This is a genomic window from Nocardioides jiangsuensis (assembly GCF_019679455.1).
Lineage (GTDB): Bacteria > Actinomycetota > Actinomycetes > Propionibacteriales > Nocardioidaceae > Nocardioides_C > Nocardioides_C jiangsuensis.
This window is the reverse complement of sequence record NZ_JAIEZQ010000003.1, coordinates 364,645-382,614: the sequence shown is the minus strand read 5'-3', so window position 1 is coordinate 382,614 and position 17,970 is coordinate 364,645. Positions and strand designations below refer to the sequence as shown.

General features: G+C 72.2%; 17 protein-coding genes. 5 read left to right on the top strand and 12 right to left on the bottom strand.

The window, feature by feature from the left end:
* The first annotated feature begins 3 nt into the window (after positions 1-3).
* Positions 4-975: an L-histidine N(alpha)-methyltransferase gene (gene egtD / locus K1X13_RS17750; RefSeq protein ID WP_221026471.1), complete on the top strand. Its 972-nt coding sequence runs from the start codon at positions 4-6 to the stop codon at positions 973-975.
* 102 nt (positions 976-1,077) lie between these two features.
* On the opposite strand, the gene K1X13_RS17745 is transcribed toward egtD, so the two are convergent.
* Genes K1X13_RS17745 through K1X13_RS17735 form a run of 3 tightly spaced genes read right to left on the bottom strand, consistent with a single transcriptional unit; the run spans position 1,078 to position 3,055 of the window.
* Positions 1,078-2,208: an aminotransferase class V-fold PLP-dependent enzyme gene (locus tag K1X13_RS17745; RefSeq protein WP_221026470.1), complete on the bottom strand. Its 1,131-nt coding sequence runs from the start codon at positions 2,206-2,208 to the stop codon at positions 1,078-1,080.
* 5 nt (positions 2,209-2,213) lie between these two features.
* Positions 2,214-2,615, bottom strand: a complete 402-nt coding sequence (locus K1X13_RS17740; protein ID WP_221026469.1) for an acyl-CoA thioesterase — start codon at positions 2,613-2,615, stop codon at positions 2,214-2,216.
* The gene (locus tag K1X13_RS17735) at positions 2,612-3,055 is read right to left on the bottom strand and encodes an acyl-CoA thioesterase (protein ID WP_308249624.1); all 444 of its coding nucleotides are present in this window, start codon (positions 3,053-3,055) and stop codon (positions 2,612-2,614) included. The genes K1X13_RS17740 and K1X13_RS17735 overlap by 4 nt, the downstream gene beginning before the upstream one ends.
* A gap of 135 nt (positions 3,056-3,190) precedes the next feature.
* Here K1X13_RS17735 and K1X13_RS17730 point away from each other — a divergent pair, with 135 nt between their 5' ends.
* Positions 3,191-4,408 carry an acetyl-CoA C-acetyltransferase gene (locus tag K1X13_RS17730; RefSeq protein ID WP_221026468.1) on the top strand — a complete coding sequence of 406 codons (1,218 nt, stop codon included), beginning with the start codon at positions 3,191-3,193 and terminating at the stop codon, positions 4,406-4,408.
* A gap of 190 nt (positions 4,409-4,598) precedes the next feature.
* On the opposite strand, the gene K1X13_RS17725 is transcribed toward K1X13_RS17730, so the two are convergent.
* The gene (locus K1X13_RS17725; RefSeq protein WP_221026467.1) at positions 4,599-5,144 is read right to left on the bottom strand and encodes a YceI family protein; all 546 of its coding nucleotides are present in this window, start codon (positions 5,142-5,144) and stop codon (positions 4,599-4,601) included.
* 103 nt (positions 5,145-5,247) lie between these two features.
* Here K1X13_RS17725 and K1X13_RS17720 point away from each other — a divergent pair, with 103 nt between their 5' ends.
* Together K1X13_RS17720 and K1X13_RS19500 are read left to right on the top strand one after the other, a co-directional pair.
* Entirely contained in the window at positions 5,248-5,739 is a 492-nt protein-coding gene (locus K1X13_RS17720) for a MarR family winged helix-turn-helix transcriptional regulator (RefSeq protein WP_221026466.1), read from the top strand.
* Between the two features lie 142 nt (positions 5,740-5,881).
* The gene (locus K1X13_RS19500; RefSeq protein ID WP_264082333.1) at positions 5,882-6,016 is read left to right on the top strand and encodes a hypothetical protein; all 135 of its coding nucleotides are present in this window, start codon (positions 5,882-5,884) and stop codon (positions 6,014-6,016) included.
* Between the two features lie 62 nt (positions 6,017-6,078).
* On the opposite strand, the gene ettA is transcribed toward K1X13_RS19500, so the two are convergent.
* The 5 genes from ettA to K1X13_RS17695 form a co-directional block, all read right to left on the bottom strand.
* The gene (ettA, locus tag K1X13_RS17715; RefSeq protein ID WP_221026465.1) at positions 6,079-7,761 is read right to left on the bottom strand and encodes an energy-dependent translational throttle protein EttA; all 1,683 of its coding nucleotides are present in this window, start codon (positions 7,759-7,761) and stop codon (positions 6,079-6,081) included.
* Between the two features lie 63 nt (positions 7,762-7,824).
* Positions 7,825-8,307 (bottom strand): single-stranded DNA-binding protein, encoded by a 483-nt coding sequence (locus K1X13_RS17710; RefSeq protein WP_221026464.1) that lies wholly within the window; start codon positions 8,305-8,307, stop codon positions 7,825-7,827.
* A gap of 240 nt (positions 8,308-8,547) precedes the next feature.
* A complete protein-coding gene (locus tag K1X13_RS17705; RefSeq protein WP_221026463.1) occupies positions 8,548-10,209 on the bottom strand; it encodes a GTPase in 1,662 nt (553 codons plus the stop codon).
* The gene (locus K1X13_RS17700; RefSeq protein ID WP_221026462.1) at positions 10,206-12,017 is read right to left on the bottom strand and encodes a P-loop NTPase family protein; all 1,812 of its coding nucleotides are present in this window, start codon (positions 12,015-12,017) and stop codon (positions 10,206-10,208) included. The genes K1X13_RS17705 and K1X13_RS17700 overlap by 4 nt, the downstream gene beginning before the upstream one ends.
* Positions 12,014-13,237, bottom strand: a complete 1,224-nt coding sequence (locus K1X13_RS17695) for a PrsW family intramembrane metalloprotease (RefSeq protein ID WP_221026461.1) — start codon at positions 13,235-13,237, stop codon at positions 12,014-12,016. The genes K1X13_RS17700 and K1X13_RS17695 overlap by 4 nt, the downstream gene beginning before the upstream one ends.
* 75 nt (positions 13,238-13,312) lie before the next feature.
* Between K1X13_RS17695 and K1X13_RS17690 the strand changes: the two genes are divergently transcribed.
* Complete coding sequence (locus tag K1X13_RS17690; RefSeq protein ID WP_308249623.1) at positions 13,313-14,779, top strand: aminopeptidase P family protein; 1,467 nt, start codon at positions 13,313-13,315, stop codon at positions 14,777-14,779.
* Between the two features lie 149 nt (positions 14,780-14,928).
* On the opposite strand, the gene K1X13_RS17685 is transcribed toward K1X13_RS17690, so the two are convergent.
* The 3 genes from K1X13_RS17685 to K1X13_RS17675 all read right to left on the bottom strand — a co-directional run bounded on the left by K1X13_RS17685 (position 14,929) and on the right by K1X13_RS17675 (position 17,930).
* The gene (locus K1X13_RS17685; protein WP_221026460.1) at positions 14,929-15,939 is read right to left on the bottom strand and encodes a class I fructose-bisphosphate aldolase; all 1,011 of its coding nucleotides are present in this window, start codon (positions 15,937-15,939) and stop codon (positions 14,929-14,931) included.
* Positions 15,940-15,959: 20 nt separating this feature from the next.
* Entirely contained in the window at positions 15,960-17,117 is a 1,158-nt protein-coding gene (locus K1X13_RS17680; protein ID WP_221026459.1) for a baeRF3 domain-containing protein, read from the bottom strand.
* A 72-nt stretch (positions 17,118-17,189) separates the two neighbouring features.
* Positions 17,190-17,930, bottom strand: coding sequence for a response regulator (locus K1X13_RS17675; protein WP_221026458.1), 741 nt, complete (start codon positions 17,928-17,930; stop codon positions 17,190-17,192).
* Between the last annotated feature and the right edge of the window lie 40 nt (positions 17,931-17,970).

Below are 17,970 nucleotides of genomic sequence, written 5' to 3'. Positions count from 1 at the left end.
GCGATGAACCAGCCCGTGATCGACGTACACCTCACGCCCGACCACGCATCTCGGGCGCTGCGCCAGGACGTGCTGTCCGGGCTCGGCACGCAGCCGAAGTCGCTGCCGCCGAAGTGGTTCTACGACGCCCGGGGCAGCGAGCTGTTCGAGGAGATCACCCGGCTCCCGGAGTACTACCCCACCCGCGCCGAGCGGGAGATCCTGCAGACCCGGGCCGGCGAGCTCGCCCGGCGCACCGGGGCCCGGGCGCTGGTCGAGCTCGGGTCGGGGTCCTCGGAGAAGACCCGGCTGCTGCTCGACGCGTTGCGCGCGCACGGGACGCTGGATGAGTTCGTGCCGCTCGACGTGTCGGAGTCCGCGCTGCGCGAGGCGGTCGACGCGATCGCGGCGGACTACCCCGGCCTGCGCGTGCACGGCGTGGTCGGCGACTTCACCGAGCACCTCGGCCGGCTGCCGGGCGGCTCCCCGCGCCTGGTCGCCTTCCTCGGCGGCACCATCGGCAACCTGCTGCCCGAGGAACGCGCCCGTTTCCTGGCCGGGGTGCGGGAGGTGCTGCAGCCGGGCGAGTGGCTGCTGCTGGGGACCGACCTCGTCAAGGACCCCGAGACGCTGGTCCGGGCGTACGACGACGCGGCCGGCGTCACCGCGCAGTTCAACCTCAACGTGCTGCGCGTGCTGAACCGGGAGCTCGGCGCCGACTTCGACGTCGACGCGTTCACCCACGTCGCCCGCTGGGACGCCGAGCACGAGTGGATCGAGATGCGGCTGCGGGCCACCCGGGTGATGCGGGCCGCGGTCCCCGAGGTGGACCTGCGGCTCCGGCTCGAGGAAGGTGAGGAGATCCGCACGGAGATCTCCGCGAAGTTCCGGCGCGAGGGCGTGGAGGCCGAGCTCAAGGAGGCCGGCTTCGACCTCGACGCGTGGTGGACCGACGAGCAGGGCCGGTTCGCGCTCTCCCTGGCCCGGGCGGTCTAGCGGAGCCGCCCGCCCGTGCGCAGGCGGGTCCAGCGGGGTCCTGTTCCCCGGCGCGGGCGGTCCAGCGGGGTCCTGCTTGCCGCCGCGGGCGGTCCAGCGGGGCTAGCGGCAGGTGCGGACCAGCGCGTCGGCCAGCCGGGTGTAGTCGTCCTCGGTGTTGTAGACCTGCCCCGAGAAGCGCACCAGCGGCGCGCCGTGGAACCACGCCGTCCCGACCTCGACCCGGTGCTCCGTGCTCAGCCGGTCGTACAGGGCGCGTGCGCTCGCGGCGTCGGTGACCACGCCGTCGGGGAGTCGCACCAGCCGCATGCACGGCGCCGGGCTGTGCGGGAGGCCGGCCAGGTCGGTCCCCAGCCGTTCCGCGACATGGCGCTGTCCCGCGGCGACGAGGACGGCGTTGCGTCGTACCTGCTCCCAGCCGCCGGTGTCGGCGAAGAACCTCAGTGCCGCCGGGATCGCCAGCCACGCGGACCAGTCCTGGTTGCCCGGGTGGTCCCAGGGCTTCGGGAACGGCTCGTCGGCGCCCCAGGACGGCACCAGCGGCTGCAGCCCGGCGCGGTGCTCGGGGGCCACCCACAGCACCCCGGTCCCGCGCGGGGTGAACGCCCACTTGTAGAGGTTGCCGGTCCAGAAGTCCACACCGAGCGCCGAGGGGTCGACGTCGACCTGGCCGGGGACGTGCGCGGCGTCGACGAGCACCCGCGCACCGGGAGCGGTCCGCCTCACCGCCCGGACCACCGCGGCCACCGGGTGCACCGTCGCGGACAGCGAGGTCACCTGGTCCACCAGCACCAGCCGGGTGCGGTCGGTGAGCGCCCCGGCGAAAGCGGCGACCACCTCCTCGTCGGTCGCGTCGAGCGGGAGCCCCACCTCCACCGCGCGGGCACCGGTACGCCGGCAGGCGGCGTCGACCGCGAGCCGCACCCCGCCGTGGGCGTGGTCGCCGACCACCACCTCGTCCCCGGGACGCAGGCCGACGCCCGCGAGCACGGTGGCGACGCCCTCGGAGACGTTGCGGACCAGCGCGACGTCGTCCGCGCCGAGATGCAGGAACGTCGCCGCGGCGGCCCGCGCGTCCTCGACCGCCCCGGCCGCGACGACCCGGTGGAAGCCGTGCGGGTTGCGCCCGGCCGCCGTACGCCAGCGCGCCTGCTCCTCGGCGATCTCACGCGGGAACGCACCGAAGGCGCCGTGGTTCAGGTGCACCCGGTCCGGGTCGAGGTCGAACGTCATCCGGGCTAGGCCTCGAGGGCCGCGAGCAGGCGCTCCCGCTCCTCGTCGGAGAGCCGCCGGGACCGCTGGGTGTCCAGGTCGAAGCCGACCAGCACGGTCTCCGCGCGCGACAGCACCGTGTCGCCGTCCTTGATCTCCGCGGTGAGCGCGAACGAGGAGGAGCCGACCCGGGTCACCCAGGTCTCCACGGCGTACGGCTCGGTGCGGAACAGGATCGGCCGCTTGTAGTCCACGTCGACCCGGGCCACCACGACCCGGAAGCTGCCGCCGTTCTCCTCGCGGCCGAGCGAGGTCATGTAGGCGAGGCGGGCCTCCTGGTAGTACTCGAAGTACTTCACGTTGTTCACGTGGCCGTAGACGTCGACGTCGGAGAACCGGACGCGGCAGTCGTAGGTGTGCCGGGTCATCGCGCGCCCTCCGACTCGTCCCAGGGCTCGAGGAACCGCTCGAGCACCTCCTTCTCCTCCGGCCGGATCCGCCGCGGCCGCTCCTGGGCGAACACGAACGGGGTGAGCACGGTGCGGGCGCGGGTGTAGACCCGGCGGCCGCCGTCGGGCTGCTCGTCGACGATCTCATAGGCCATCGTGAACGAGGCGGCCCGGATGTCGGTGACCCAGGACTCGATGCGGACCGGCTCGGGGCGGAACAGCAGTGGGGCCCGGAACTCCACCTCGTGCCGGACGACGACGACCCCCTCCGCGAGCTCCTCGCCGCCGCTCGCCGGTGCGTGCACCGAGAGCATGTCGACGCGGGCCTCCTGGAGGTAGTCGACGTACGTCACGTTGTTGACGTGGCCGAGCGAGTCCATGTCGGCCCAGCGGAGCGGACAGTAGTAGACGTGGCGCACGGGACGATCCTGCCAGACGTCCGGTGTGGCCTTGCCCACGCCCTGCGTCGCTGGAATCCGTTCTAGGCTGTCGAACGGGTCGTCGACGTACGGCGCCGGCGGCCGCCCACGTCACCGACAGATCGGAGTCCCTCCATGCCCGAGGCAGTGATCGTTTCCGCAGCCCGGTCCCCCATCGGCCGGGCCAACAAGGGCTCGCTGAAGGACGTGCGCCCCGACGACCTCACCGCGGCGATCGTGCGCGCGGCGCTCGACAAGGTGCCCGGTCTCGACCCGAAGGACATCGACGACCTGTACCTCGGCTGCGGACTGCCCGGCGGCGAGTCCGGCTTCAACATGGGCCGGGTCGTGTCCGTGCTGCTCGGCTACGACCACCTGCCCGGCGCCACCGTCACCCGCTACTGCTCCTCGAGCGTGCAGACCACCCGGATGGCCTTCCACGCGATCAAGGCCGGCGAGGGCGACGTGTTCGTCTCCGCGGGCGTGGAGACGGTGTCGCGGTTCCGCAAGGGCACCTCGGACCACATCCCCGACACCGAGAACCCGCTGTTCGCCGACGCGCAGGACCGCACCACCGAGCTCGCCAAGGGCGGTCAGGACTGGACGGACCCGCGCGAGAGCGGCGACTTCCCCGACGCCTACATCGCGATGGGACAGACCGCCGAGAACGTCGCCCGGCTCCGCGGGCTGGACCGCCGCGAGCTCGACGAGTTCGGCGTGCGCAGCCAGAACCTGGCCGAGAAGGCGATCAAGGACGGCTTCTGGGCCCGCGAGATCACCCCGGTGACCACCCCGGACGGCACGGTCGTCTCCGCCGACGACGGCCCGCGCGCCGGGGTCACCCTGGAGGCGGTGTCCGGCCTGGACCCGGTCTTCCGCCCCGACGGCGTGGTCACGGCCGGCAACTGCTGCGCGCTCAACGACGGCGCCGCGGCCGTGGTGGTCATGTCCGACACCAAGGCCGAGCAGCTCGGGCTGACCCCGCTCGCCCGGATCGTGTCCACCGGCGTCACCGGCCTCTCCCCCGAGATCATGGGCCTCGGCCCGGTCGAGGCGACGCGGCAGGCGCTGGCCCGCGCGAACATGACCATCGACGACATCGACCTGGTCGAGATCAACGAGGCGTTCGCGGCGCAGGTGGTCCCGTCGTACCAGGACCTCGGCATCGACCTGGACCGGCTCAACGTGAACGGCGGCGCGATCGCGGTCGGCCACCCGTTCGGGATGACCGGCGCGCGGCTGCAGAACACGATGATCAACTCGCTGCAGTGGCACGACAAGCAGACCGGCCTGATCACGATGTGCGTCGGCGGCGGCCAGGGCATGGCCCTGATCCTGGAGCGCCTCAGCTGACTCGTTGAGACGTCAGTCGTTCGGCGTTGAGACGTCACTCGTTCGGCGTTGAAGCGTCAGTCGTTCGGCGTTGAGAGGTCAGTCGTTCGGCATGCGAAAGGCCCCCTGGAGTCCCAGGGGGCCTTTTCGCGCGGCCGAGCCGTACGGCGCCGTACCGGAGAGGCGTCGTACGACGGACCGGCTGGTGGCCTCAGGCGGTCTGCAGGATGCCCTGCACGGAGAGCTGGACCGAGACCTTGTCGCCGACGAGGAACTTGCCGCCGTCGAGCGGGATCTGGAAGTCCACGCCGAACTCCTTGCGGGAGATCTCGGTGGTGGCCTCGAAGCCGATCCGGGTGTTGCCCCAGGCGTCGGTGTCCACGCCGAGGTACTCGACCTCGAGCTCGACCGGCTTGGTGACGCCCTTGACGGTCAGGACGCCGTGCGCCACGGCGCCGTCGAAGGAGGTGGTGCGGAACGTCATCGGGCCGTGGTTCTCGACGTCGAAGAAGTCCTGCGACCGCAGGTGGCCGTCCCGCTGCTCGTCCCGGGTGTTGACCGAGTTCAGGTCGATGGTGGCGGTGGCCTTGAAGTCGGCCGGGTTCTCGGTGGTGACGATCTCGCCCTCGAACTTCTCGAACTGACCGCGGACCTTGGTCATCAGGTGGCGGACCGTGAAACCGACCTCGGAGTGGCTCGGGTCGATGGTCCAGGTGCCGGCGACGAGACCGGGGAACGCTGCTACGTCGATGCTCATGACTGCTCCAGAGAGGTAAGTGATTGCGTTTTCAACTTCTTGCTCCAGACCCTAGCAGGCCCTTCATTGAATGTTCAACCATGCGGTTTGTAGAATCATTCCCATGAACGGGGAGACGACCGACACCGACTGGCTCGACCAGAACCAGCAGCGCTCCTGGCGCGCTTACCTGGTGGGCACCACCTTGCTGATGGACCGGCTCGACCGCGAGCTCCGGGAGCAGCACAACCTCGCGATGCCCGAGTACGAGATCCTCGTCCGGCTCTCGGAGGCACCCGACCGCCGGATGCGGATGGCGCTGCTCGCCGACTCGGTCAGCCACTCGCGCAGCCGGGTCACCCACACCGTCGCCCGGCTGGAGAAGGCGGGCCTGGTACGCCGCGCCGCCTGCGAGTCCGACGGGCGGGGCGTGGAGGCATCGATCACCGACAAGGGCATGGCCGCCCTGGAGTCCGCGGCGCCGACCCATGTCGCCGGCGTCCGGCAGTTCCTGGTCGACCTCGCCGGGGACGAGGACTTCGCCGCGGTCGGCCGGGTGTTCAACGCGGTGACCGACAAGCTGATCGACACCAACCCCGCCGCCGACATCCGCTGACCGCCTCCGGGGCTCGCCTCCGCCTCCCGCCCCCCGGTTCGCGCCTCCGCCCCGCCGGACAGCGGTGGGTCGGCAGGCGCCCTCCCGCCGCTGTCCGGACACGATGACGGCGGGTTGGGGAGGATCCGTTACCGTCATGGGCATGGGACTCGTCAGCAAGATAGTCAAGCTCGGTATCGCCAAGAAGGTGTACGACGAGGCGCGCAAGCCGGAGAACCAGCGCCGCGCCAAGGAGGCCTACGCCTCCTTCCAGGCCAAGCGGGCCCGGAAGCAGTAGTCACGCCCTGAACACGCAACGAGGCCCCGGCGGTGATCGCCGGGGCCTCGTGCTGTCTACCGTCAGTCGCGGGTGAGCTTGCGGTGCGTCACGCGGTGCGGACGGGCCGCCTCCGCGCCGAGCCGCTCCACCTTGTTCGCCTCGTAGGCGGCGAAGTTGCCCTCGAACCAGAACCACTTGCCCTCGTCCTCGTCGTCGCCCTCCCAGGCGAGGATGTGGGTCGCGGTGCGGTCGAGGAACCACCGGTCGTGCGAGGTGATCACGGCGCAGCCCGGGAACTCGAGCAGTGCGTCCTCCAGGGACTGCAGGGTCTCGACGTCCAGGTCGTTGGTCGGCTCGTCGAGCAGCAGCATGTTGCCGCCCATCTTCAGGGTGAGTGCCAGGTTCAGCCGGTTTCGCTCACCGCCGGAGAGCACGCCGGCCCGCTTCTGCTGGTCCGGGCCCTTGAATCCGAACGACGCGATGTAGGCGCGGCTCGGCATCTCGAAGTTCGCGACCTTGATGAAGTCGAGGCCGTCCGAGACGACCTCCCAGACGTTCTTGTTCGGGTCGATGCCGCCGCGGCTCTGGTCGACGTACGAGATCTTCACGGTCTGGCCGACCTTGAGCTCGCCGCCGTCCGGCTTCTCCTCCCCCACGATCATCCGGAACAGCGTGGTCTTGCCGACGCCGTTGGGGCCGATCACGCCGACGATGCCGGCGCGGGGCAGCTTGAAGTCCAGGTCGTGCATGAGCACCCGGTCGCCGAAGCCCTTCTCGAGCTGCTCGGCCTCGAGGACCACGTCGCCCAGGCGGGGACCGGCCGGGATGTTGATCTCGGCGAGATCGACCTTGCGGTTGCGCTCGGCCTCGGCCGCCATCTCCTCGTACCGGGCCAGACGCGACTTGGACTTGGCCTGCCGCGCCTTGGGGTTCGAACGCACCCACTCCAGCTCCCGCTCGAGCATCTTGGCGCGCTTGGCGTCCTTCTGGCCCTCGATCTGGAGCCGGCTCTTCTTGGTCTCCAGGTACGTCGAGTAGTTGCCCTCGTACGGGTGCGCCTTGCCGCGGTCGAGCTCGAGGATCCAGCTCGCGACGTTGTCCAGGAAGTACCGGTCGTGGGTCACCGCGAGGACGGCACCGGGGTACGAGGCGAGGTGACCCTCGAGCCACTGCACCGACTCGGCGTCCAGGTGGTTGGTGGGCTCGTCGAGCAGCAGCAGGTCGGGCTGCTGGAGCAGCAGCTTGCACAGCGCCACCCGGCGGCGCTCACCACCGGAGAGGTTGTCCACGAGGGCGTCCGGCGGCGGGCAGCGCAGCGCGTCCATCGCCTGGTCGAGTCGGCTGTCGAGGTCCCACGCGTTGGCGTGGTCCAGGTCGGACTGCAGGTCGCCCATCTCGGCGAGGAGCTTGTCGTAGTCCGCCTCTGGGTCCGCGAGCTCCTCCGAGATCTGGTTGAACCGGTCGAGCTTGTGCTTGATCTCGCCGACCGCCTCCTCGACGTTCTCGAGCACCGTCTTGCCCTCGGTCAGCGGCGGCTCCTGCTGGAGCATGCCGACGGTCGCCTCGGGATCGAGCGTCGCGTCGCCGTTGGATGGCTGGTCGAGCCCGGCCATGATCTTCAGCATCGTGGACTTACCGGTGCCGTTGGGGCCGACGACACCGATCTTCGCCCCGTGCAGGAACGAGAGGGTGACGTTGTCGAGGACGACCTTGTCGCCATGGGCCTTGCGCACGTTGCGCAGCGTGAACACATACTCAGCCATAGTCAGAGAGCCTACGGCCGGGGACCCCACCCGCTCCAATCGCCCCGGAGCGGGAGGCCGCACTCAGGCGGCCGGCTGGTCGCTCTCCGTGCCGCGCGGGTTGCCCCAGCTGTCCATCGGGGTGAGGTCGTCGGCTCCGCGGTGCACCATGTCGGCGATCTCCTCGTGCACGTCGACCTCGTTGCGCTCCGGTCGCGACGAGCGCAGGAAGCTGCTCGTGCCCCGGTTGAGGTCGTGGCCCACGAAGCTGGCCTCCACGATCAGGGTGGTCGAGGTCTGGCCGTCCTCGCGGGTCCACGCCTCGCTGCGCAGCCGGCCGTGCACGATGACCGCGTCGCCCTTCTTGACCGACTCGCGGATGTTGTCGGCGAGGCCACGCCAGGCGCTCACGGAGTACCAGGTGGTGTCACCGTCCATCCACTCCCCCTTGCGCTTGATCCGCGGGGTGGAGGCCACCCGGAAGTTGACCACGCTGACGCCGTTGGGGTCCCGGTGGGTGACCTCGTTGCCCACCCAGCCGTGGAAGGTCACGTAGGTGTCGCTCATGTCGCATCTCCTCTGCGTCGGGTTGCTGTACGACGCAAGGCTGCCCGCGGGCCGGGTACGACGGGAACCGGACCGGTCCCGGCTGGGGACCGTTCCTTCGGCCGCCGTACCTGGGGACGGCTTCTGGCCCGCTCGGCTGCACGACTGACGTCTCGACGCCGACCGACTGACGTCTCAACACCGCACGACTGACGCCTCAACGCCGAACGAGTGACGCCTCAACGAAACGAGGGGGACGGGTCAGCGGAGGGCGGTGTGGAGGCCGTCGCGGACGGAGCGGTAGGCGTTCAGCTCCTCCTCGATCGGCTCGACCACCAGCCGCTCGGTGACCTCCCCGATCGCCGTCCGCAGACGCCGGTCCGCCGACCGCGCCTTCGCACGCGCGCTCAGCCCGGTCAGCACCCGGCACAGCAGCGCCAGCACGATCCCGGCGGCCACTCCCCCGAGCAGCATCAGCGTCGGCACCGGGAAGCCCCGGTAGTCCGGCGTCTCCGGCGCGGGCAGCTGCAGGTAGCCCATCACCGCGAGCCCGCCGAGCCACAGCCCGCCGGCGAGCGCGGTGAGGATCAGCGCCCACTGGAGGACGCGCACCAGCCGCCACCACACCGGGGTCCGCGAGACGCCGAGGTCGGTGGTGGAGACCGCCTTGTCCAGCGCGTCGTTCAGGTCGGGCAGCCGGGAGACGGACGCGTTGCGTACCGCGGCCACCCAGGGCCGGGTCAGCTCCGCGGCGGCGTCGTCGGCGACCGCGCGTACGGCGGTGTCCACCCGGGCCCGCTGCACCTGCGAGGCCTCCGGCACCGAGGCCCGGGCCGCGCCGGTGAGCAGCCGGCCGTCGCGGCCGAGGTCGAGGTGCAGGCGCTTCAGCGGGTCGGGCCGGAGCTTCCCGAGCCAGGCGGTGACCGGCCAGCCGGTGGCGCGGTTGGCCCGGACCCGGGTGGCCTGCTCGACGGCGTGGACCACGGTGGGCACACCGGCGGCGTCGGCGAACGCGTCGACGAGCTCGTTCTTGCGGGCCCGCGCGACGTCGGTCGGCTTCGCCGTACCGCTCACCGTCTGCATCGACCGCGCCGCGTCGGTGACGTCGGCCAGCAGCCGCGCCTTGGTGGCCTTCTTCGCCGCGACCCGGGCGGCGATCGCCTGCTTCAGCTCGGGGATGCCGTCGCCGTGCCGGGCGGAGGTGGCGATCACGGGGACGCCGGCGAGGCCGTCCGCGTCGAGCAGCCGCTGCAGGTCGTCGATCATCGACGCGCGCCGGTTCTCGGGGACCTCGTCGATGTGGTTGAGCACGACCAGCATCACGTCGCTGTGCGACGCGAGCGGCCGGAGATACCGGTCGTGGATCGCCGCGTCGGCGTACTTCTGCGGGTCGAGCACCCAGACCAGCATGTCGGTGAGCCGGACCAGCCGGTCCACCTCGACGTGGTGGGAGACCTCGGTCGAGTCGTGGTCGGGAAGGTCGAGCAGGACCAGGCCCTGCAGGTCGCGGTCGTCGCTGACCGGCGCGTCGAGCATGCTGTTGCGCGAGACCTGGTGCCGCTTGGGCACGCCCAGCCAGTCCAGGAGCTCCCCGGACCCCTCGGCGCCCCAGGTGCAGGCCATCGTCCATGACGTGGTGGGCCGCCTCACGCCGACCGCGGCCAGGTCGAGCCCGGTGAGCGCGTTGAAGGTCGAGGACTTGCCGGACCCGGTGGCCCCGGCGAGTGCGACGACGGTGTGCTCGGCGGAGAGCTTGAGCCGGGTGCCGGCCCGCTCCACGACCCCGGCCGCGTCGTCGACCAGCCCGTCGTCGAGCCGGCCGCGGCCCGCGGTGACCGCCCGCTCCAGGCCCTCGACCCGGACCGCGACGTCCGAGGAGCCGCGCCCGACGAGCTTCTTGGCGCCTTCGACGAGGGCGGTCACGCGCCGCTCCCGGGGGTGCCGCCGGGACGTTCCGCGCCCACGGTGTCGTCGGGGGCGATCTCCTGCAACGAGCTCTCCTCGGCGGAGGTGGGGGCCAGCTGGGACGCGAAGCGCAGGTCGTCGATCCGGCGGGAGACCGCGCGCAGGTTCTCCGCGGTGTCGGGGTCGACCGCGAGGTCGTCGAGCACCTCGAGGTAGCGGGCGCGCTCGGCGTCGAGCAGCTCCTCCACGCGCGTCCGCAGGGACGTCCGCGCGTTGTCGGCGAGCCGGCGTACCGCCTGGTCGCCGAAGACCGCCTCGAGCAGCTTCTGGCCGACCACCGCGGAGCCGCCCGCGATACCTGCCTCCGCCCCGGTGACCCCGGCGGTGTGCGCGAAGACCACGATCATCAGCGCCACGCTGAGGCCGTTGACGCCGAAGGCGAGGAACCGCGCGGTGGAGCGCTTCTGGGCGCCCTCGCGGCGGACCATGTCGAGCACGTCCTGCTGCCAGTCGCGCACGGACCGCTCCGCGCGGGCCCGGAAGTCGCGGGAGGCGCGGCCGAGGTCGCGTCCGGAGTCCTCCGCCAGGTGCTGGCCGGCCTCGGTCGAGCGCCAGGACCGGGCTGCCTGCTCCGCGGCGTTCTCGGCGTGCTCGAGGATCAGCGTCTCCAGGCCGGACTCGACCGCGACGGTGACCTTCTGGGCCTGCTGCGGCTGGCCCTTGACCAGGTTGACGATCCGGTCGCGGAGCCAGCCGACCCGGGTCTCCAGGGAGCGGAGCAGCTCGCCGGTGCCGACGAACTCCTGCCAGCGCGCGAGCACCTCCCCGCGGAGCAGGGTGCCGTCGGCCGAGGCCTCGTCGACCTTGGTGACCGCGTCGTCGTAGGCGCGGTCCACGTCCTCGCGGAGCCGGGCGACCGCGGTGGCCTGCTCGGCGGCCGCGTCGGCGACGAGGTGGGTACGGCGGGCGAGGCTGCGGACCGCGCCGTCGAGGGTCTGCTTCACGACCGCGGCCCGGGCGTTCGCGTCCGCGGCGAGCAGGTGCAGCCAGCCGCGGATCTCCGCCACCGACTCGGCCGGCAGCAGCCCGTCGTCGTCGACGACGCCCTCGGTGACCGTGAACAGCGGCGAGTCGCGCAGGCCGCGGGTGGTGAGCATCCGGGCCAGGTGGCCGCCGACCTCGTCCACGGCGTCGGCCGGGGTCCGGTCGAGCACGATCGCGACTGCGGTGCTCCGCTCGGCGGCGGCCTTGAGGAAGCCCCAGGGGACCTGGTCGGCGTACCGGGCGGCGGAGGTGACGAAGAGCCACAGGTCGGCCGCGGCGAGCAGCTGCGCGGCGAGGGTGCGGTTGCGCTCCTCGACCGAGTCGATGTCGGGGGCGTCGAGGATCGCCAGGCCCGGCGGCACGGTGTCGCTGGCCACGAGCTGGAGCGCGCCCGGGTCGCCGGTGGCGCCGGTGGTGCGGGCCAGGTCGGGCAGGATCCGGGAGTGGTCGAACCAGTCCGCGTCGACCGGGTTGTGCACGAGCACGGGCGACCGGGTGGTCGGGCGGAGCACGCCGGGCTCGGTGACCCGGCGGCCGACCAACGAGTTGACCAGGGTCGACTTGCCGGCGCCGGTGGACCCGCCGACGACGGTCAGCAGGGGCGCGTCGATCTGGACCAGCCGGGGCAGGACGTAGTCCTCGATCTGGTCGACCATCTCGGTGCGCGCGGTGCGCTGGGCGGCGGCTCCGGGTACGTCGAGCGGGAGGGCGGCGCCGTGCAGGGCCTCACGCAGACGTACCAGCGCCGTGATCATGTCCGTCGTGCTCGCGGGCGCGGTCACCGTCCACCTTCTCGTCGAGGTTGGGTCGTCCAAGTTGTACCAGCCGCGGTGGGGAACACCACGTGGGGGCGGAGCACGGCCATCCGCTCCACCTTCGCCTGCCCCCGGCGGGCGAAGTCGGCCGGCGCGGTGCCGCGCAGGTACCGGTCGTGCAGGAAGCCGAGCTCGATGGCCTGCTGCTGATACTCCCGCATCACCCGCAGCGCGGGCGCACCGCCCTGCGCGCGGGCGTGCGAGCGCGCGGCGCGCCGGCCCGCGACCCGGACCAGCCAGGGCACCTCGTGGCGTGCGAGGAAGCCCCGGTCGGCGGCGTCGGTGAGCGCCCGGGCCAGCATCCGGCCCTCGCGGGTGCTCGCCCAGACCGCGAACCCGGCGGTGAGCAGGAACGCCGGGACCATCAGGAACAGGTAGGTGAGCAGGAACAGCTGCCCGCCGTCGAAGTAGGCGGTGCCGTTCCAGAGCGCGTGGCAGAGCACGGCCACCGAGTACCCCAGCAGCGGCGCGGCCACGCGCCAGAACCGGCTGCGGGTCACCACGGCCACGCCGACGCCGATCCCGGTGGCCGCCGTGAAGAACGGGTGCGCGAAGGGGCTGAACACCCCGCGTACGACGAACGTGCCCGTCGCGCCCTCGATGCCGCCCGGGCCCGCGCCGTCGCCACCCATGTACGCCGCGGCCAGGTAGAGGATGTTCTCGGTGAAGGCGAACCCGATCCCGACCATGCCGGCGTAGACGATCCCGTCGAGCACCCCGTCGATCTCGTGCCGCCGCGCGACGAGCAGCAGCACCACGAACAGGCCCTTCACGGCCTCCTCGGAGACCGGCGCCGAGATCGCGGCGGTGAACGTCTCGGGCCGGTCGAACGCGAACTGGCCCACCAGCTGCAGGACCAGCGCGGCGGCGGTGGCGACCAGGGCGCCCCAGCCGAGCGCGAGCAGGATCAGCCCGCGCGGCTCGGGCTCGTAGCGGTCCAGCCACAGGAAGCAGGCGACGAGCGGGCCGACCGGGAGCGCCGCGAGCAGGGTGCCCACCACGAGCGCGCCGGGCGCGCCGGAGCCCAGCAGGACCAGCGCCATCACGCCGGCGCCGAGGAGCATCGCGACCGAGACCAGGACGGTGAACGCCGCCCCGCCCTGGCGGCTCCTGCCCGCCGGAGGCGGGAGGACGGGTGCGGGCGGCGGGGCGCCGTACTGCCCCTGTCCCGCGCCGGCCCCGTTCATGGACGGAAGCCTAGCCAAGGACGGCACGCCCTGATCGCGTCGCGGGCGGCGCGCGACGGGTCGTAGAGTGCGCGTGTGAGCGACAACACCGAATCTCCCACGCAGCCCACCCCCGCGGACACGGCGACCCCGCCCGAGGGCACGGACTCCCAGCCCAGGACCGAGAGCCACGACCCGGCCGTGCCGGAGGCGTACGCCGCGTTCATGCGCACCGGCTGGGGCGACCGCGAGCTGGACCTGCCCGCGCACCCGGTGGCGCCGTGGGCCGCCGCCCGTCGTGCCCGGCTGGCGGAGATGTTTCCCGGCGAGCGACTGGTGGTGCCGGCCGGGACGTTCAAGGTCCGGTCCAACGACACCGACTACCGGTTCCGCCCGGAGACCGCGCACACCTACCTGAGCGGCAACCAGACCACCGATGCGGTGCTCGTGGTCGAGGACGGCGAGTCGACGCTCTACGCGCGCCCCCGGTCCTCCCGCGACACCGACGAGTTCTTCCGCGACCGGCAGTACGGCGAGCTGTGGGCCGGCCGCCGCCCCTCGCTGCGCGAGATGGAGGCCTCGCTCGGCCTCCCCTGCCGCCACATCGACGAGCTGCCCGAGCGGCTGCGGGCCTCCGGCAAGACCCGGGTGCTGCGCGGCGCCGACGCGGCGGTGGACCGTGCGGTCGCCGGGGACGACGTCCGCGACGAGGACTTCGCCCGGGTGCTCAGCGAGATGCGGCTGGTCAAGGACTCCTGGGAGCTCGAGCAGCTCCAGGAGGCCTGCGACGTCACCACCCTCGGCTTCGCCGACAGCGTCCGCGAGTGGGACAACGTGCTCAAGTACGGCGAGCGCTGGATCGAGGGCACGTTCTTCCGCCGGGCCCGGGCCATGGGCAACGACATCGGCTACGACTCGATCGTCGGCGGCGGCCGGCACGCGACGACCCTGCACTGGATCGACAACAGCGGTCCGATCACGCCCGGCGACCTGGTGCTGCTCGACATGGGCGTCGAGGCGTCGACGCTCTACACCGCCGACGTGACCCGCACGATCCCGGTCGACGGCACCTTCTCCCCCGTGCAGCGTGAGCTGTACACGCTCGTGCTGACCGCGCAGCAGGCGGGGATCGACGCCGTACGGCCCGGCGCCCCGTTCCTCGCCGCGCACCAGGCCGCGATGCACGTGATCGCGCACGGGCTGGAGGACATGGGGCTGCTCCCGGTCTCCGCGGAGGAGGCGCTCTCCCCCGACAGCAAGGTCTACGCCCGCTGGACGCTGCACGGCACCAGCCACATGCTCGGCATGGACGTGCACGACTGCGCCCGGGCGTCGACGGACATCTACCCCAAGGGCGACCTCGAGGCGGGCATGGTGCTGACCGTGGAGCCCGGCCTGTACTTCCAGGAGGACGACCTGCTCGTCCCCGAGGAGCTGCGCGGCATCGGCATCCGCATCGAGGACGACATCGTGGTCACCGAGAACGGCGCGCGGAACCTGTCCGAGGCGCTGCCCCGCGACATCACGGACATCGAGGAGTGGATGGCCGCGCTGCGCGCCTGACCGGGTCCCCGGGCGGGCCCGGGCCGTCACAGCGGCACAGGTGTGCTGTTGTGACACGGTTCTCGGGCGCCGACGTGTCACAACGGCACACGTGTGCGCTCGTGGCGCACCGGCCGCGGCGCACCCCGGCCCCGTCCCGCGCCCTGCCGTCACTCCATCGCGGGCTCGTAGCAGCCGCGGCGGGCGGCCCCGTTGAGCTCGGCGCGGTGGAGCAGGGCGGCCTGCGCCGCGCCGACGTTGGCCCGGTCACCGGCCCAGGCACGGAGGACCGGGGCCTGCAGCGCGCGGCCGAAGGAGAAGCTCAGCTCCCACGGCTGGGGCGCCAGCCGGTTCATCGCGTCCAGGCGGGCGGTGGCCTGCTCGTCGGTCTGGCCGCCGGACAGGAACACGAGCCCCGGCACCGCCGCCGGCACGGTCTGCCGCATCACCGCGATCGTCGTACGGGCGATCTCCTCGTCACTGGCCTGGACCGGGCACGCCTTGCCCGCCAGCACCATGTTCGGCTTGAGCAGGCTGGCCTCCAGGACGACCCGATGGCGGCCGAGCTGCTCGTACACGGCGCGGATCGTCGCCAGGGTGACCTCCGCGCAGCGCTCGAGGGTGTGCGTGCCGTCCATCAGCACCTCGGGCTCCACGACCGGGGTCAGGCCCGCTTCCTGCGCGAGCGCGGCGTAGCGGGCCAGCGCGTGGGCGTTCGCCTCGACGCCGGTGGACGTCGGGCGCCCGTCGCCGATCCGGATGACCGCGCGCCACTTGGCGAAGCGGGCGCCGAGGGCGGCGTACGCCTCCAACCGCCCGCGCAGCCCGTCGAGGCCCTCGGTGACCACCTCGTCCGGGAAGCCGGCGAGCGGCCGCGTCCCGCCGTCGACCTTGATGCCCGGGATCACGCCCTGCCGTCGCAGCACCTCCACGAACGGGGTGCCGTCGTCGGTCTGCTGGCGGATGGTCTCGTCGAACAGGATCACGCCGCTGACGGCCGCGTCGATCCCGGCGGTCGTGAACAGGATCTGGCGGTAGGCCCGGCGCCGTTCCTCGGTCGACTCCAGACCCACCCCCGCGAGGCGCTTGGCCATCGTCGGGGTGCTCTCGTCGGCGGCCAGGATGCCTTTACCGGGCGACACCAGCGCCTGCGCCGTCCGGATCATCGACTCGGTGTCCACCGCGTTCCCCCCTCCGCCGGTCAGTAGCGGAAGCTCGCGGCGGCGGTGCCCCCGCCGGCGACCTCGGCCGCCTGTACGGCGTACACCTGACCGCCGTGCGAGAGGGTGTCGGTGATGGCACGGTCCAGCTGCTCGCACGGGGCGAACGCCTCGTCCATGCCGAGCTGGACGACCCGGCCGCCGTCGGTGACCTGCTCCCAGCACCACGGCTCGGCGGCGACGAACAGCGTGTCGACCCGGCCCTGCGTCGCCGCCTCCGCGATCTGCGCGGTCTCGTCCGAGGCCTGGCCGGTGCCGTGCAGCGCACCGAACCGGTCCATCGCGCGGAGCCGCTCGCCGTCGAGGGCGACCTCGATCACCGGCCACGCCGCCTCGTGCAGCTTCTCCGGCCCGAGCTGGTCGGGGTTGGTCCGGACCTCCTCCTCGAGGACGTGCGGGTAGGTGCTGACCGCGCGGTACGCCGCCACCGTCTCGGCGAGCCCCACGAGGACCATGGGCAGGCTCTCGCCGCGGAGGTACTCCCCCAGGCCGTTCGCGACCTGTCGCAGGAACTCGTGCATCTCCTCCTTCTTGAAGTTCCCGTCGGCGGCGCCGTAGCCGTAGAACACCGCCCGTCCGCCGCCGCGGCCGCCGGAGGACAGCGTGCGTGCCATCGAGTCCGCGCGGGGCTGCGGCGCCTCGACCACCGCGCGCAAGCTGCCAGGCACATCGCGCAGCTCGAGTTCCTCGAGGCGCTGCATGTTCCCCTCGAACAGGCGCACATGACGCTGGCTCAGCGCCAGGAGCAGGAAATGGCTGTCCCGGGTGACCACCCGCATCAGCGGACCGGTCACGAACCGCTCCCCCACGGTGGCGAGCTCCGGGAGCGAGACCGGTACCCGGTAGCTGCTGTGCCAGCCCGGGCGGAGGAACATCGCCAGGCCGTCGCTCATGTGCTGCCAGGCCAGGGCGTCCTCCTGCAGCATCCGCGCGGGAGCGAGGAGCTCCTCGACCTCCCCACGCCGCAGGCCCCGGTCCGCGAGCGCCGACTCGGTGCTGGTGAGGAGGTTCTTCCAGCGCACCGGGTCGGTGCGGTCCTCGGACCCGAGGCGGTGGGTCGGCAGGAACAGCGAGACGTGCGCGCTCGCGTCGTTCTGCCGGGCCAGGTCGTCCAGGTCTGCTCTCGTCAGGATGTCCATCGCGCCTCCCGAATGCGGCCGTCACTTCACGGTACGCGCGCGCTGCCGCTCGTAAAGGCGGTTTTCGCGGGCTCAGGTGGGTCGCGTGAGCTCGGCCCACACCAGCTTGCCGTCACCAGGCAGGACTTCGAGTCCCCAGGCGGTGGTGAGTGCAGCGACAAGCAGCAGGCCGCGCCCGTGCTCGTCCGTCGAGCCGGCGGCCCGCGGGTCGGGGGTCCCGGCGCCCTCGTCGATGACGTCGATCCGCAAGGCGGCCGGGCTGAGCGACAGCCTGATCCGGCAGGACGAGTCGGCGTGGGTGACCGCGTTCGTGGCCAGCTCACTCGCGACCAGTACGGCGTCGTCGAGAAGCTGCTCCAGCTTCCACTCCGTGACGATCTGCGTGACGAAGCGTCGCGCAGCGCCGGCGCTCGTCGACGCCCGTGGCAGGTCGAGCGTCGCCTCGTTGTCGCGCCGCTGCCCCACCGACTCCAATAGGTCGACCAAGTACTCCAGATCGCTGTCCTTGAGGACGAACCCATCGACGCGCTCCGTGATCCAGGACCGGTCAGGGGTGTCGGCCCCCGAGAACACGACCACCTTCGACACCGGGGACACGTCACGGATATGGGTGAGCACGTCGCGCCCCGCGATGTCGGGAAGGCCGAGGTCCAGGACGACCAGGTCCGGTTGCAGGGACTCGGCGAGTCGAACGGCCTCACTGCCGTCGCCGGCCTCGCCCAGCACCTCGAACCCGCCGCGAACGCGCAGTGCCGTGCGTACCAGGCGGCGCACGTCGACGACGTCGTCGACCAGCAGGACACGGATCCCCATTCCCGCAGCCTAGGCACAGCGCAGCCGACCGACCACCCGG

Coding starts and splice junctions, on each gene's coding strand:
- K1X13_RS17730 (WP_221026468.1), top strand. CDS start 3,191: ATGCCCGAGGCAGTGATCGTTTCCGCAGCCCGGTCCCCCATCGGCCGG.
- ettA (WP_221026465.1), bottom strand. CDS start 7,761: ATGGCTGAGTATGTGTTCACGCTGCGCAACGTGCGCAAGGCCCATGGC.
- K1X13_RS17740 (WP_221026469.1), bottom strand. CDS start 2,615: ATGACCCGGCACACCTACGACTGCCGCGTCCGGTTCTCCGACGTCGAC.
- K1X13_RS17725 (WP_221026467.1), bottom strand. CDS start 5,144: ATGAGCATCGACGTAGCAGCGTTCCCCGGTCTCGTCGCCGGCACCTGG.
- K1X13_RS19500 (WP_264082333.1), top strand. CDS start 5,882: ATGGGACTCGTCAGCAAGATAGTCAAGCTCGGTATCGCCAAGAAGGTG.
- K1X13_RS17695 (WP_221026461.1), bottom strand. CDS start 13,237: ATGAACGGGGCCGGCGCGGGACAGGGGCAGTACGGCGCCCCGCCGCCC.
- K1X13_RS17710 (WP_221026464.1), bottom strand. CDS start 8,307: ATGAGCGACACCTACGTGACCTTCCACGGCTGGGTGGGCAACGAGGTC.
- K1X13_RS17745 (WP_221026470.1), bottom strand. CDS start 2,208: ATGACGTTCGACCTCGACCCGGACCGGGTGCACCTGAACCACGGCGCC.
- K1X13_RS17720 (WP_221026466.1), top strand. CDS start 5,248: ATGAACGGGGAGACGACCGACACCGACTGGCTCGACCAGAACCAGCAG.
- K1X13_RS17680 (WP_221026459.1), bottom strand. CDS start 17,117: ATGGACATCCTGACGAGAGCAGACCTGGACGACCTGGCCCGGCAGAAC.
- egtD (WP_221026471.1), top strand. CDS start 4: ATGAACCAGCCCGTGATCGACGTACACCTCACGCCCGACCACGCATCT.
- K1X13_RS17675 (WP_221026458.1), bottom strand. CDS start 17,930: ATGGGGATCCGTGTCCTGCTGGTCGACGACGTCGTCGACGTGCGCCGC.